The following is a 14,967-nucleotide window of genomic DNA, read 5'->3' as shown; positions in this document are numbered from 1 at the left end:
TGGTTAAATCTTTACCTTTTGTGGGTGCTTCGGTACGGCGGCCGGCCGGGTGACGGGGGTTTGGCCCTCCGGCCGTCACGGAACGACTTCCCGCCGTACCCGCAGCGGCACCAGGGTGTGCCCGAACCCGAGGGATGGCATGGCGACCGCAGACTCCCAGGGGTCCCCCCGGCAGGCGCGGGCGCTGACGCTCGCCCGCCACCCGAAGCTCTGGCTCTTCCCGAGCCTCCTGTGCGGCCTGCTGGCCGTCGTCCTCTCACTGCTCTACATGGGCGGCATCCTCGACCCGAGCGGGCACCTGCACCGGCTGCCGATCGCCCTGGTGAACGAGGACCAGGGCCCGCCGCCGCCCGGTCAGCCGGCCGCCCTCGGGGCCCAGCTGGCCGGCGCCGTGGTGGCCGGCACCCCCGACGGCACCGTCGAGTGGCGGCAGGTCGACGCGGCCGGGCTGCGCGAGCAGCTCGCCTCCGGCAAGGTCTACGGCGCGCTCGTCGTCCCGAAGGACTTCAGCGCCGCCGTCACCGCACTGGCCACCGGCGGGGCCACCGAACGGCCGGCCGTCACTGTGCTGACCAACCCCGGCATGGGCAGCCTCGGCGCCTCGATCGCCGCGCAGATCGCCCAGAACGCCGCCCACCAGGCCTCGCTGGCAGCCGGTAAACAGCTGCTCGCCGCCGTACCCGCCTCCGGCGTCCCCGGCCCGGACACCGGCGCCACCGCGCGACTGCTGCTCGCCGACCCGATCGCCGTCACCACCCGGGTCGGCCACCCGATCGGCGGCCACAGCGGGCTCGGCCTGAGCGCCTTCTACTACACCCTGCTGGCCGTGCTGACCGGCTTCATCGGCGGCAACATCATCCACAACGGCGTCGACGGCGCGCTCGGCTACAGCGACAGCGAGCTGGGCCCCTGGCACACCCGCCGCCCGACCGTCCCGATCAGCCGCACCCAGACCCTGCTGCTGAAGATGGTCATGACGGCCGGGATCATGCTGCTCACCACCTCACTGGTGCTGCTCTGCTCGGTCGGCATCCTCGGCATGGACGCCCCGCACCAGGCCCTGCTCTGGATCTTCGCCTACTGCGCGAGCCTCGCCGTGGGCCTCGGAGTGCAGGCGATCAACGCCGCGTTCGGCGGGATCGGGCAGCTGGTGTCGATGTTCGTCTTCATCGCGCTGGCGCTGCCCTCCTCCGGCGCCACCGTCCCGCTCCAGGCGGTGCCGGGCTTCTACCGCTTCCTGAGCGTCTTCGAGCCGATGCGCCAGCTCAGCGATGGCATCCGGGCGATCCTCTTCTTCGACGCCAGGGCCGACGCCGGGCTGACCCGCGGGTGGATCATGATCGGCGTCGGCGTGGTGCTGGCCCTGCTGTTCGGCTTCGGGATGACCCGCTACTACGACCGCAAGGGCCTGCACCGCTGGACGCCTCAGCCCTCCGACTAGCCCGTCCGGTCCGTCCGGTCCGTCCGGTCCGTCCGGCCCGTCCTTCCGGCGGCTAGCCCGTCCTTCCGGCCCGTTCGACGGTCACCTTCAGGTGCTTCATGATCGGCTGGTCGCTCTGGGTGCTGAAGTCGCCGATCGCGCACAGCACGTTCAGCTCCGGCATGTACCCGGCCGCACAGCCGCGCGGGATGTCGTAGGGGACGGCCAGGTAGCCGTGCACCGAGCGGGTGCTGCCGTCCCCGGCGGTGCTGGTGACGTCCACCCGGTCGAACTCGGCCAGGCCGCGCTCGCGCATGTCGTCCGGGTTCATGAACACCAGGGTGCGCAGGTTCTTCACGCCCCGGTAGCGGTCGTCGTCCGAGTAGATGGTGGTGTTCCACTGGTCGTGCGAGCGCATCGTGCCCAGCGCCAGGGTGCCGGGCGCGGGGACCACGTCCGGCAGCGGGGCGGTGGAGAACTCGGCCTTGCCGGAGCGGGTGAGGAAGACCAGTTCGCGGGCCGGCTGCTTGATCCGGAAGCCCAGCGGCAGCCGCACCCGGCGGTTGAAGTCCTCGAAGCCGTCCAGCACCCGGGCCATGGTGTCGCGGATGCGGTCGTAGTCCTCGATGTACCACTCCCACGGGGTGGGGCTGTCCGGCAGCGCGGCGCGGGCGATCCCCGCGACGATCGCGGGCTCGGAGAGCAGGTGCGGCGAGGCCGGGCGCTTCATCCCGACCGACAGGTGCACCATGCTCATCGAGTCCTCGACCGAGGTGGACTGCACCCCGGCCCGCTGGTGGTCCTTCTCGGTGCGGCCCAGGCACGGCAGGATCAGCGCCCGCCGCCCGTGCACCAGGTGGCTGCGGTTCAGCTTGGTGCTCACCTGGACGGTCAACTCGCAGGCTGCCAGGGCCTGGTGGGTGTACGGGGTGTCCGGTGCGGCGAGCGCGAAGTTGCCGCCCATGCCGACGAACACCTCGATCTCCCCGCGCCGCATCGCCTCGATCGTGCCGACGGTGTCCAGCCCGTGTTCGCGCGGCGGCTCGATCCCGCACACCTCGGCGAGCCGGTCCAGGAACGCGTCGGCGGGCCGGTGGTCGATGCCGCAGGTGCGGTTGCCCTGGACGTTGCTGTGCCCGCGCACCGGGGAGGGCCCCGCGCCCTCGCGGCCCAGGTTGCCGCGCAGCAGCAGGAGGTTGACGATCTCCCGGACGGTGTCCACCCCGTGCTCGTGCTGGGTGACGCCCAGGCACCAGCTGAAGATCGAGCGGTCGGCTTCCCGGTAGACCCGTGCCGCCTTGAGGACGGCGGCCCGGTCCAGCCCGCTCTGGCGCTCGATCTCCTCCCAGGGCGTGCTCTCGCAGACGTCGCGGTAGGCCTCGAAGCCGCTGGTGTGGCGCTCGACGAACAGCCGGTCCAGAGCCCGCTCGTCGGTCGCGGACTGCTCCAGGATCGCCTTCGCCATGCCGCGCAGCAGCGCCATGTCGCCGCCGATCCGCGGCTGGAGGTTCAGGGTGCCGGTGCGGGTCGCCCGGTTCAGCGCCATGTCGGTGAAGTCGTGCGGGATGATCGTCCGGGTCGCCGCCGCCTCGACCAGCGGGTTGATGTGGACGATCTGCGCGCCGCGCTTGTACGCCTCGGCGAGCGAGGTGAGCATCCGGGGCGCGTTGGAGGCCGCGTTGACGCCCAGGATGAACAGCGCGTCGGTGACCTCCCAGTCCTTGAGGTCGACCGTCCCCTTTCCGGTGCCGAGCGCGGCCTGCAACGCGCGGCCACTGGCCTCGTGGCACATGTTGGAGCAGTCGGGCAGGTTGTTGGTGCCCAGCTCGCGGGCCAGCAGCTGGTAGAGGAAGGTCGCCTCGTTGCCGAGCCGGCCCGAGGTGTAGAACGCGGCCCGGTTCGGGTCGTCCAGCCCGCGCAGGGCGCCGCCGACCAGGGCGAACGCGTCCTTCCAGCCGATCGGCACGTAGTGGTCGGTGTCCGCGTCGTAGACCATCGGCTCGGTGAGCCGGCCCTGGTCCTCCAGCGCGAAGTCGCTCCACCCGGACAGCTCGGTCACCGAGTGCGCGGCGAAGAACTCCCGGCCGACCCGTTTGCGGGTCATCTCCCAGGTGACGTGCTTGATGCCGTTCTCGCAGATGTCCAGGTGCAGGCCCTTGGTGTCGTCGGGCCAGGCGCAGCCGGGGCAGTCGAAGCCGCCGTCCTCGTGGTTCATCCGCATCACCGCGCGCGGCCCGTCCAGGTACGCGCCCTCGCGCAGCAGGAAACGGGTGACGCTCTTCGCTGCTCCCCAGCCGGCGGCCGGGTGGTGGTACGGCTGGACGTGGGGCGGGCCGGCGGGGGAGGGGCCGTCGTTCTTCGGCCGCTTCCGCGGCTGTTCCGGTGGCGGTCCCTGCTGTTCCTGCTGTTCCTGCTGTCCCTGCGGTCCCTGCGGTTCCCGTGGGGGAGTGGGGGCGGTGTCGTCGGAGGTGGTCACGGTGGTCGCCTTCCGTCGCTCGGGAGTCGGGCACCCGGCGTTGGGGTCGACGCTACGTCCGGCGGTCGGGGGCCGCGCGCCGAGCGCTCACTCCTCCGGCAGGGTGGCGAGGACGGCGGCGACATCCGTCCGCCGGGCGACCGCCAGCAGCGCGCGGGCCATCACCGAGCCGGGCTCCCGGGCGGCGGTCACCAGGGCGATCGGCGCGCTGTGCGCCGGCTCCGCCAGCGGGACGGCCCGCATCCCGCGCGGCACGCCGAACACGTGCAGCCAGGCGTACGGGACGATGCTCGCCCAGTGGCCGGTGCGGACGTGGGCGAAGAGCGAGGCCACCGAATCGGTCTCGACGCTCGGCGCCGGCGCCAGCCCGAGGCCGGCGAACACCCCGTCCAGCACCCGACGGCCCTGCATGCCGGGTTCCAGCAGGCACAGCGGCAGCCGGGAGGCCTCCTCCCAGGTCGCCCGCGGGTGCCGGGCCAGCTCGTCGGCCGGGCCGGTCAGCAGGACGTACCGCTCCTCGTAGAGCGGGAGCGCGCGCAGGCCGTCGGTGTCGCGGGTGTCGTGGGTGTCGTGGGTGTTGCCGGTGTCGTCGGTTTTGCCGGTGTTGTCGGCGCCCGGGTCCGGCAGGTAGGTGATGCCCGCGTCGATCTCGAAGTTCCGTACCTGGCACAGGAGTTCGTCGGAGCGCAGATCGGTGGACAGTTCCACGGAGGCCAGCGGGTGGGCGGCGCAGAACGGCGCGGTGAGCAGCGGGACGGCGCCCGAGGCGGTCGGCACCGAGCCGATCCGCAGCCGTCCGCCCAGGCCGGTGCGCAGCGCGTCCACCTCGTCCCGCAGGGCGTCCCGGTCGGCCAGGATGCGCTGCGCCCGGAGCACGATCCGCTCGCCCTCGGGGGTCAGGCCCTCGTAGGCGCGGCCGCGCCGCACCAGGAGCACCTCCAACTCGTCCTCCAGCTTGCGCAGGGCCTCGGAGAGGGCGGGCTGGGAGACGTGGCAGGCCTGGGCGGCACGGGCGAAGTGGCGCTCGTGGGCGAGCGCGACGAGGTATTCCAGCTGGCGGAAGAGCATCTGCTACTCGGCCCTGGTGGCGGTGTCGACGTGGTCCGTGGCGACGCGGTCGGTGCCGGTGCGGTCGGTGTCGACGCGGTCCGTGCGGGTGTACACGTTCATCGAGTCGCCGCGCAGGAAGCCGACCAGGGTCAGCCCGGTCTCCTCGGCGAGGTCCACCGCCAGCGAGGACGGCGCGGAGACCGCCGCGAGCACCGGTATGCCCGCCATCACGGCCTTCTGCACCAGCTCGAAGGAGGCTCGGCCGCTGACCATCAGCACCGTGCCGCGAGCCGGCAGCAGCCCCTCGCGCAGCGCGTGGCCGACCACCTTGTCCACGGCGTTGTGCCGGCCCACGTCCTCGCGCAGGCAGAGCAGCCGCCCGTCGGCGTCGAACAGGCCCGCCGCGTGCAGGCCGCCGGTGCTGTCGAAGACCTTCTGGGCGGCGCGCAGCCGGTCGGGCAGCGCCGAGAGCAGCGCGGGGGTGACGCGAAGCCCGTCCTCGGCGACGCTCCACGGCGCGGTGGTGCGCACCGCGTCCAGGCTGGCCTTGCCGCACAGGCCGCAGGAGGAGGTGGTGTAGAAGTTGCGCTCCAGCGAGGCGTCGGGGGCGGGCACGCCGGGGGCGAGCAGGACGTCCACCACGTTGTAGGTGTTGCCGCCGTCGGCGGTCGCGCCCGCGCAGTAGCGGATGCCGGCGACCTGCCCGGCGGCGTGCACCACGCCCTCGCTGACCAGGAAGCCGGCCGCCAGGTCGAAGTCGCTGCCGGGGGTGCGCATGGTCACCGTCAGCGGGCGCCCGCCGACCCGGATCTCCATCGGCTCCTCGGCGGCCAGGGTGTCGGGGCGGTACGAGGGCACGCCCTGGCGCAGGCGCAGCACTCTGCGGGGTACGGTCACTCGGCCCATGGTCGTCGGCTCCTCGGTGGTGTCGCTCCGGTCTGTACGGATGAATCCTCCCTCCTGGCGGCGGCGCGCGGGCCGGGAGGGCCGGGCAGGCGGGGCTGGTCGGGTTGGTTGGTCTGCTCGGGCAGGCCGTCCCGGCCCGTCGCGCTGGCCTGACCCGGTAGGTCGTCCCGGCCCGACGGGCCGGGCAGATGGCGGCGGCCGTGGGCGGCGGTGACCGCCAGGCAGAGCAGGCCGATGGCCGCCATGCCCGCCAGCAGCGCCGGATAGGAGGCGTGACCGGCGGTGCCGGCGAGCAGCAGCGGGGTGAGGAAGCCGCTGGAGGTGGTGCTCTGGTAGAGCGAGGCGGAGGTCGGCTCGGAGGAGTGCGCCGTCAGCCGCTCCACCTCGTGCAGCCCCGCGCCGAGCGTCAGCCCGTACCCGGTGCCGAGGACGACGGCGGCCACCACCACCAGGCCGACCGAGTCACGGACGACGGCGAGGGCACCGAGCAGCAGTCCGGCGATCACCGTGGCCATCGCGGTGAGGGTGGCCCGGGCGCTGTCCGCGTCGTCCAGCCGGGCGGCGAAGGGCTGGGCGACCACCCCGGTGGCCAGGGTCAGCGCCGCCACCAGGCCGCTGAACAGCGGCGCGTAGCCGGGCACCCGGTCGGCGACCAGCGGCGGCAGCACCACGTACGCCACGGTGGCGGCGCCGAGCACGGCAGGGCTGGCGGGCAGCACGACGTAGCGGAACCGGGGGTGGCGGACGGCCGCGGTGCGCTGCGGCGACGTGCGGTGTGGTGACGTGTGGTGCGGTGGTGTGCCGTGCGGTGGCGTGCCGCGGTCGCGCCGGGCGGTCTCCGGGAGCCCGCGGGTGGCCCGCAGTACCAGCAGACAGCCCAGAGCGTGGGCGAGGCCCGGCAGCACCATCGGTCCCGGCAGCCACTCGGCGACCACCCCGGAGACCAGCGCCCCCGCCGCGAAGCCCGTACCGGTGGCGTACATCGCACGGCGGGCCGCCGTTTCGGGTGCCGTCCCGGGGCCGGACAGCTCGCGCAGCCAGGCCGTCCCGGCCAGGAAGGCCAGCCCGGCCGCGAAGCCGGTGCCCAGCCGGGCGGCGTACACGCCCGGCTCGTCCGCCAGGGCCAGCACCACGCTGGCGGCGGCGGACAGCGCCAGCGCGCCGCGCACCGTCCGCCGCCGCCCGTAGCGGTCGGCGGCGGGGCCGCCCAGCAGCAGCCCGGGCACCAGGCCGACCAGGTAGACCGAGAACATCGCGGCCAGCGAGAGCGCCGACCAGTCGGTGCGCGCCCGGTACACGGTGGCCAGCGCGGTGAACTGGTTGGCGCCCCAGGCGGCGACGGCGACGGCGGCGGCCGCCGGAAACCAGCGGCGGGCGGAGCGCGGAACGGGAATATCTTCGGTGCCGCCCATGCGCTGTTCTGCCCCGTTTCCGACTTTCCGGCCATTCCTGGATCTCCGCAGGTCCAGTGTGTGGTCCGTCGTCGCGGGGCGTCAAAGAAGCCGTTCCTTTGAGCTGACAGGCGGCGCCTATCGAAGAATTCCCGAATGCACTGTCCGGCATGCCATCGAAATGCCCTCGGAATATCCTGAACAATGCGATCGGGAATTCCGACCGGGCTATGCCGTGGCGCCCACCGACAGCACCACCGCGCTGGCCGCACCGGCCGGGGTGTCGTAGTGCACCGTGTCCCCGGCGTGCCGCCCGAGCAGCGCCTTCCCGAGCGGGCTGTCGAAGGTCACCAGGGTGAGATCCCGCTCCTCCGCCAGCTCGGAGATCTCGACGGTCTCCTCCGCGCCGTCGTCGAACCGCACGGTCACCGTCGACCCCACCCCCACCACCCGCGCGGACGGCTCCCCGGCGACCTCGGCCTCCCGCAGCCGCACCTCCAGCTCGGTGATCCGCCGGTCCAGCCGGGTCACCTCCGACGCCCGCTGCAACTCGTCCGCCGCGTCCGCCCGGTCCCCCACCGGCTCCACCCCGCGCAGCGTCGCGGCCACCTCCCCCCGCTCCGCCCGCAGCTGCGCCAACTCCTCCCGCACCGCACGCAGGCCCTCGGCACTGATCGGTTCCGGCCCACCGCTCATCCCAAGCTCCCGGAGCTGCTCGTCACACGCTCGAACACCGGCCGCCTCCCATTACCCCACCGCCCGCGGCCCCGGGCAAGTCCGGCCGGACCGGAGGCGGTGGGCGGATTCCGACGGCCGGCGGGTCGGCGACCTGCCGGGCCGGCGGCCTGCCGGCCGTCCGTGTGCGAGGCCAGCCGTCCGTCCGTGTCAGAGGGTCAGGACGCCGAACCGTTCCTGCACCGGAACCCGCTGCGCGACGACCGGTTCGAGGAACGGGCTGGGTGCCCCGTGCCAGGAGACGGCGAGGGCTTCCCGGGCGCGCGTGCACGCCACGAAGAGCAGGCTCAACTCGCCGTCGAGGTCCTCCTGGTGCTGCTGCGGGTCGGTGTCCGCCGGGGTGATCGCGCTGCGCAGGGGAATCAGGCCGTCGCTCACGCCCACCACGGCGACACAGCGGAACTCCAGCCCCTTCATCCGGTGCATGGTGCCGACCCGGACGCCGGGGGACGGTGCGTTGCCGAGGGGGGAGGCGGGAATCCCGCTCCGCTCCAGGGTCTGGGCGATGTCGCGGCCGAGCCGGCCACTCCGTACGGCCACTCCGATGTCCTCGGGGCTCGCGCCCGAGGCGATCCACTCCTCGACGCGGGCGACGAGGGCCCGGATCTCCTCGGCCTTGTCGGGATGGCCGTGGACCTCGGGGTGCGCGCCGTGCAGGGTCGAGTGGTAGCCGGCCAGTGACTCCGTCCCGCCGTCCATGTCGTCCGGGCGCTCGCCGGTGAGCAGGGAGGCGGACCAGCTGAGGATCTCCTGCGTCGTCCGGTAGTTGATCCGGAGGCGGGAGGAGCGGCCGACCACCTGGATGCCGAGCGAGCGCAGCGAGACCTTGTTCCCGTAGATCCGCTGGTGCGGATCGCCGACGAGGAACAGGTCGTCCGGCCCGGCGGCCACGAGCGCGCGCAGGAAGCGCCACTGGACGGGGTGCAGGTCCTGCGCCTCGTCGATCACCACGTGCCGGAACGGGCGCTCGTCCCGTTCGTCGAGCACCCGTGCGGCCTGCGCGCAGACCTGGAGGAACGTCAGCTCCCCGGCCTTCCGCAGCTCCTCCTCGAACGCGGCCACCACGCGCCACAGCCGGGCCCGCTCCTTCGGCCCCATGGCCTTGCCGCGGCCGGACCGCGGTGCCCGCAGGTACTGCTCGGGGCTCTCGATCACCTGGGCCAGGACGACCTGACGCCACTCCTGGTCGAGGAACACGTCGGTGAACTCCGAGCCGAGCCGGCGGGCGACGCGTCCCCAGCGGGCGAGGACCGCGTGCTGCTGGAAGAGGACCTTCTGCGGGGCGCCGCCGCGCGTGCGCCGGAGGACCTCGTCGGCGAGCGCGTCGACGGTGACCACCCGGATCTTCGCCCGGCTCCGCTCGTCCGTGACGAGCAGGGCGAGGCAGCGCTCCAGCTCCGCGGCGAGGTCCTCGGAGAAGGTGGTCAGCAGAATCGATCCGTCAGGCGCGTCCGCCGGCAGCCGGCGGGCCAGGTGATGGGCCCGGTGCAGGGCCACCACCGTCTTCCCGGTCCCGGGACCGCCGGTCACCCGGGCCGGCCCGTTGTACGACTCCCGGTAGGCGACCCGGTACTGGGCCGGGTGCAGGAAGATCCGCCAGGCGTCGAAGGGGCGGGCCAGGATCTCCCGCAGCTCGTCGGGCCCGGAGACCAGGGCGACCCTGCCGCGCGCGCGGACCATGGCCGAGAGCAGTCCGCCGGCGGGCTGTCCGACGCTCGCGGGGGTGGCCGTCCGGACGTACGCCCGGACGATCTCGCGGTCGATCTCGGCCGGCTCCATCCCGCTCGCCAGGCCGATCAGGACGTCGAACTGCTGCTCCGGTAGCACGCGGTGGAGCGCCTCCAGGTGGGCCTCGTCGGGGAGCAGCCGGATGATCGGCAGGATCTCCTCGTCGACGCCCAGGCTGCGCAGGACCTTGTCGGAGCGGTCGGCGAAGAGCCTCCTGGGCTCGTCGGCGGCCAGCACCTTCAGCGACCGGGAGGCCCGCTCCAGCGCGACGTCGTTGCGGATCTCGACGCCCTGGGTGGCGGCGTTGACCGAGGCCCGGTGCTTGCAGGCCCAGTCGTTGGCCTTGTCGTGCGGGAGGACCTTCAGCAGGAGGTAGCCGTCGCCCCGGTCGGCCTTGAGGACGACCCCGCGCCAGAAGTCGGTGATCCGGATGGTCCGTATCCGGGGGTCCCGCTGGTTGGTGAGCTTCTCCAGGTGCAGGCCGGCGTGGGTGGCCTCGGTGAACTTCTCGAAGGTCTCGAAGACCCGCCGCTGCACCGGCTTCTCCAGCGCCGCGAACTCCATCAGGAAGTCCCGGTGCATGCCCAGCGTCGCCACCCCGGCCCCCTCGCGCCCCTGCCCGCCCGCGCGGCCGGGCAGTCCGCCTCACTGTACTGGCCGAGTGATCACCCGCGGCACGGGCGGACGGCCGCCGGGGAACCGACGGGAGCCGGCCACAGGTCGATCGCCCGCTCGGCGAGCCGGTCGGCGCCGGACAGGATGTCCGCCCTGCCCCAGCGCGTGGCGGCGGCGATCTCCCCTTCGGCCCGTCGTGCGCGGAGCCGCGTATCCGGCACCGGCCGACAGCGGACCGACGTGCCATCACGGTCGGGCGGGTGGGTATTTCGTTGACGTGGAGTCGAGCGGATTTGTACGGTGTGTAGCCAGCCGCTCACGCGACCTTCCGGAGGCATGATGCGCCAGCCCTGGGACGCTGATCCCGACGCCGTGCCGCGCGTGCGCGTCGCGTACGACGAGGCCGGCGTCCTGAGCGGAGCGATTCGCTCCACCGGTCACACGGCCAGGGCACGGGTGGCGGAGTTCATCGCCCGCCTGTACGACCACGGCGAGGGCATCGAGACCCTCACGGCCCGCGTCCCGGTGGAGGGTTGAACGGTGGAGCGAGGGAGCCCCGAGGTGTCCCCCGGCAGCGTCGGCTCGTCGCTGTCGGGGTCCTCCACCGGGCACGTCGTGCAGGCTCGGGACATCCAGGGACCGGTCCATTTCCACGCGGCGCCGCCCCCTGCCGCCCGGTACGGCGAGTCGGTGCCCCGGCAACTGCCCACGGACGTCCGCGGCTTCGTCAACCGGATCGTGGAACAGGAAGCCATGGACCGCCTGCTGGCCGAGCACCCGCTCGCGGCCCAGGTCCTGGTGCTCACCGGCACGGCCGGAGTCGGCAAGACCTCGTTGGCCCTGCACTGGGCGCACGCCGTCCGTGATCGCTTCCCGGACGGGCAGCTCTACGCGAACCTGCACGGCTACGATCCGCAGGAGCCGGTGGCCGCCGCGCAGGTGCTGGAACGGTTCCTGCGCGCGCTCGGCGTGCCGGCGCCGGCGATACCGACCGACCCCGAGGCGATGGCATCGGCCTACCGCTCCCTGGTGGCCGGCCGCCGGATGCTGATCGTCCTGGACAACGCATCGAGCGCCGCCCAGGTCCGCCCGTTGCTGCCGGGTGTTCCCGGGTGCCTGGTCGTGGCGACCAGCCGGCACCGCCTCTCCGGCCTCGGCGTGCGGGAGGGGGCCAGGCACCTGACCTTGGAGGTACTGGCGGAGCACGACGCCGTCGAACTGCTGCGCGCGGTCACGGCGGACTACCGGGGCGGGGACGATCCGGACGAGCTCGCGCAGCTGGCCCGGCTCTGTGCCCGCCTGCCGCTGGCCCTGCGCATCGCGGCCGAACGCGCGGCCGGCCGGCCGCGGATGCTGCTGAACGACCTGATCCGTGACCTGCGGGACGAATCCAGCCTGTGGGACGCGCTGTCCAGTGAGGACGAGGAGGAGTCGGAGGCGGTTCGCTCCGTCTTCGCCTGGTCGTACCGGGCACTGCCCGCCGGCGCGGCACGGCTCTTCCGGATGCTCGGCCTCCATCCCACCGGTGAGTTCAGTACCGCGGCCGCGGCCGCGCTGGTCGCGAGCAGCGCGCGGCAGACGGGTCGGCTGCTCGACGGGCTGGTCGCGACGCACATGGTCGAGCAGACCGCACCGGACCGCTACCGGTTCCACGACCTGCTGCGCGCCTACGCCGTCGACCAGGTGAAGCGTGAACAGGAGCCGGAGGAGAGCGAGCGGGCCGTCCGGCGGGCGCTGGCCTGGTACCTCCACGCGGCCGACGCGGCCCAGGCGTGCACTGCTCCCCATGAGCCCCGGGTCGCGCTCGCCCCGCTCGACCCCGCGGTGGAGGCCGCGGCCTTCAGTGATGCGGCTGCCGCCCGGGAGTGGTTCGAGGCGGAGCGGGACAACCTCGCTTCGGCGACGCGGACCGCGGCTGCCCTGGGCCTGGATGAGTACGTCTGGCAACTCGCCATCGTCCTCCGGGCCTTCTACATGTCGCGCAACACCTTCCAGGACTGGTTCGCGACCTCGCGTCTGGGCCTGGAGGCCGCTCGGCGCGGCAACGACAGACATGCGCGGGCGGAGCTGCACGAGAGTCTGGGCATGGCGTACACCCAGTCCAGCGGCCTCGACCAGGCCGCCGAACAGTACGAGGCCGCACTCGCCATCCGCCGTGAAATCGACGATCCGGCAGGCGAAGCGCTGACCCTCAACGGACTCGGCCTCCTCAGGTTGCGCAGGCGCGAACTCCCGGGTGCCCAGGAGGCTTTCGAGTGGGCTCGTGCTCTGTTCCAGGCCCTCGGCGACGCCTACTGGGAGCCACGGACGGCGGTCAACCTCGCCGAGGCCCAGGCGGAGTTCGGCCGGCTCCCGGACGCGGAGCGGGCGGCCCGTGCGGGCCTGGAGGCGTTCCACGAGGCGGCCGACCGTTGGGCCGAGGGCAACGCGCTACGCATCCTCAGCCGGATCCAGCTCGACGGCGGGCGGACGGACGAGGCGTTGGAGAGCGCTCAGCGCGCCGTCGACCTCGCGGTGGACCTCGACAGCGCCGTCGCGGAGGCGTACTGGCTGGCGCAGCTCGGAGATGCCCAACGCGCGGCGGGCCGACTCCCCGACGCCCTCGCCTCCTACCAGCGTGCAGCCGTCCTGCAACGGAGCCTCGGCGACCGCAGCCGCGAAGCACTCGCCTGGGACGGTGCCGGGCGGACGTACCTGGAACTCGGCCGGGCCCAGGAGGCGAGCGGGTTCCATCGCCGTGCCATCGCCGTGCACCGTGACCTGGGTGACCGGTGGCAGTGGGCGGTGGCCCTCGGCCACCTCGCCGACTCGTTGGAGGGCGGCGGGACGCAGGACATCGTGCGGCAGCACAGACGCGAGGCGCTGACCCTGATCGGCGACTTCACCGATCCCGGTGCGCTGCGCCTCCGCGACCGGCTGACGGATGCCCTGGACGAGGACGCCTGAGCCGTCTCCACGGGCCGCCGCCCCCGCGAGCCCGGGGGCGGCTGAAGGTGGCGGTGATCACCTTCGCGGAGCGGGGTGAGGGGTGAAGGCGCAGGTGGGGGGCTCGGGTGGAGAGGGTGGGGGAGGGACCGGCGGTCGGGGCGCGGGCGGGCGAAGCTACCATGTGGGCAACACCCTCAGCTCGAAAGATGGACTTGTGACTGTCAACGACGACGTGTTCACGGACTGGAAGAACCGCGAGGAGATCGCGGAGTCGATGATCCCGATCATCGGGCGGCTGCACCGGGAGCGGGACGTCACCGTCCTGCTCCACAGCCGGTCCCTGGTGAACAAGTCGGTGGTCAGCCTCCTCAAGACGCACCGCTTCGCCCGGCAGATAGCCGGCGAGGAGCTCTCGGTCACCGAGACGATGCCGTTCCTGGAGGCCCTGACCACCCTGGACCTCGGCCCCTCGCAGATCGACCTCGGCATGCTCGCCGCGACGTACCGGGCGGACGACCGCGGGCTGTCGGTGGCGGAGTTCACCGCCCAGGCCGTCGCCGGCGCCACCGGTGAGAACAAGCTGGAGCGCCGGTCCGGGCAGGACGTCGTGCTGTACGGGTTCGGCCGGATCGGCCGGCTGGTCGCCCGGCTGCTGGTCGAGAAGGCCTCGGCCAACTGCCTGCGGCTGAAGGCCATCGTCGTGCGCAACGGCGGCGGCGACGACCTGGTCAAGCGGGCCTCGCTGCTGCGCCGGGACTCCATCCACGGCCAGTTCCAGGGCACGATCACCGTCGACGAGGCGAACAACAAGATCGTCGTCAACGGCAACGAGATCACGGTGATCTACTCCGACGACCCGACCAAGGTCGACTACACGGAGTACGGGATCAAGGACGCGATCCTGATCGACAACACCGGCCGCTGGCGCGACCGCGAGGGCCTGTCGAAGCACCTGCGCCCCGGCATCGCCAAGGTCGTGCTGACCGCGCCGGGCAAGGGCGACGTCCCGAACATCGTGCACGGCGTCAACCACGACATGATCAAGCCGGACGAGCAGATCATCTCCTGCGCCTCCTGCACCACCAACGCCATCGTCCCGCCGCTGAAGGCGATGGAGGACGAGTACGGCGTGGTCCGCGGCCACGTGGAGACCGTCCACTCGTTCACCAACGACCAGAACCTGCTGGACAACTACCACAAGGCCGACCGCCGCGGCCGCTCGGCGCCGCTGAACATGGTGATCACCGAGACCGGTGCCGCCTCGGCCGTCGCCAAGGCCCTGCCGGACCTCCAGGCGAAGATCACCGGCAGCTCGATCCGCGTCCCGGTGCCGGACGTCTCCATCGCGATCCTCAACCTCCAGCTGAAGCGGGAGACCACCCGCGAGGACGTCCTGGAGTACCTGCGGAACATCTCGCTGACCTCGCCGTTGAAGCGTCAGATCGACTACACCGACTCGCCCGACGCGGTCTCCAGCGACTTCATCGGCTCGCGCCACGCCTCGATCGTGGACGCCGGCGCGACCAAGGTCGAGGGCGACAACGCGATCCTCTACCTGTGGTACGACAACGAGTTCGGCTACTCGTGCCAGGTCGTCCGGGTCGTGCAGTACATCTCGGGCGTCGAGTACCCGACCTTCCCGGCCCCGGCGGTCTGATCCACCGGTAGGGCAGGCAGAGGAGCAGCAGGGCGGGGCGGTGACCGGTCGGTCACCGCCC

At 72.8% G+C, this 14,967-nt stretch carries 10 protein-coding genes; 4 read left to right on the top strand and 6 right to left on the bottom strand.

The window, feature by feature from the left end:
• Positions 1 to 139: 139 nt before the first annotated feature.
• Complete coding sequence (locus tag ACZ7C5_RS05950; RefSeq protein ID WP_401085165.1) at positions 140 to 1,441, top strand: YhgE/Pip domain-containing protein; 1,302 nt, start codon at positions 140 to 142, stop codon at positions 1,439 to 1,441.
• A gap of 52 nt (positions 1,442 to 1,493) precedes the next feature.
• Here ACZ7C5_RS05950 and ACZ7C5_RS05945 read toward each other — a convergent pair whose 3' ends face one another.
• The 6 genes from ACZ7C5_RS05945 to ACZ7C5_RS05920 all read right to left on the bottom strand — a co-directional run bounded on the left by ACZ7C5_RS05945 (position 1,494) and on the right by ACZ7C5_RS05920 (position 10,303).
• Complete coding sequence (locus ACZ7C5_RS05945; protein WP_470322077.1) at positions 1,494 to 3,896, bottom strand: FdhF/YdeP family oxidoreductase; 2,403 nt, start codon at positions 3,894 to 3,896, stop codon at positions 1,494 to 1,496.
• A gap of 87 nt (positions 3,897 to 3,983) precedes the next feature.
• A complete protein-coding gene (locus tag ACZ7C5_RS05940; protein WP_401085162.1) occupies positions 3,984 to 4,964 on the bottom strand; it encodes a LysR family transcriptional regulator in 981 nt (326 codons plus the stop codon).
• A gap of 3 nt (positions 4,965 to 4,967) precedes the next feature.
• On the bottom strand, positions 4,968 to 5,852 hold the full coding sequence (gene fdhD / locus ACZ7C5_RS05935) for a formate dehydrogenase accessory sulfurtransferase FdhD (RefSeq protein ID WP_401085159.1): 885 nt from the start codon (positions 5,850 to 5,852) through the stop codon (positions 4,968 to 4,970).
• The gene (locus tag ACZ7C5_RS05930; protein WP_470322076.1) at positions 5,840 to 7,264 is read right to left on the bottom strand and encodes an MFS transporter; all 1,425 of its coding nucleotides are present in this window, start codon (positions 7,262 to 7,264) and stop codon (positions 5,840 to 5,842) included. The genes fdhD and ACZ7C5_RS05930 overlap by 13 nt, the downstream gene beginning before the upstream one ends.
• A 207-nt stretch (positions 7,265 to 7,471) precedes the next feature.
• Positions 7,472 to 7,939, bottom strand: a complete 468-nt coding sequence (locus tag ACZ7C5_RS05925; protein WP_470322075.1) for a GreA/GreB family elongation factor — start codon at positions 7,937 to 7,939, stop codon at positions 7,472 to 7,474.
• Between the two features lie 189 nt (positions 7,940 to 8,128).
• Entirely contained in the window at positions 8,129 to 10,303 is a 2,175-nt protein-coding gene (locus ACZ7C5_RS05920) for a UvrD-helicase domain-containing protein (RefSeq protein WP_470322074.1), read from the bottom strand.
• A gap of 354 nt (positions 10,304 to 10,657) precedes the next feature.
• Between ACZ7C5_RS05920 and ACZ7C5_RS05915 the strand changes: the two genes are divergently transcribed.
• The 3 genes from ACZ7C5_RS05915 to ACZ7C5_RS05905 all read left to right on the top strand — a co-directional run bounded on the left by ACZ7C5_RS05915 (position 10,658) and on the right by ACZ7C5_RS05905 (position 14,906).
• A complete protein-coding gene (locus tag ACZ7C5_RS05915) occupies positions 10,658 to 10,858 on the top strand; it encodes a hypothetical protein (RefSeq protein WP_470322073.1) in 201 nt (66 codons plus the stop codon).
• 24 nt (positions 10,859 to 10,882) lie between these two features.
• Positions 10,883 to 13,267 (top strand): ATP-binding protein, encoded by a 2,385-nt coding sequence (locus ACZ7C5_RS05910; RefSeq protein ID WP_470322072.1) that lies wholly within the window; start codon positions 10,883 to 10,885, stop codon positions 13,265 to 13,267.
• A 196-nt stretch (positions 13,268 to 13,463) separates the two neighbouring features.
• On the top strand, positions 13,464 to 14,906 hold the full coding sequence (locus ACZ7C5_RS05905) for a glyceraldehyde-3-phosphate dehydrogenase (RefSeq protein WP_470322071.1): 1,443 nt from the start codon (positions 13,464 to 13,466) through the stop codon (positions 14,904 to 14,906).
• Positions 14,907 to 14,967 lie beyond the last annotated feature (61 nt).

Source organism: Kitasatospora sp. NPDC036993 (genome assembly GCF_055607525.1).
Note: the sequence above shows the minus strand (reverse complement) of the source record. Positions and strands in the feature narration are given on the sequence as shown.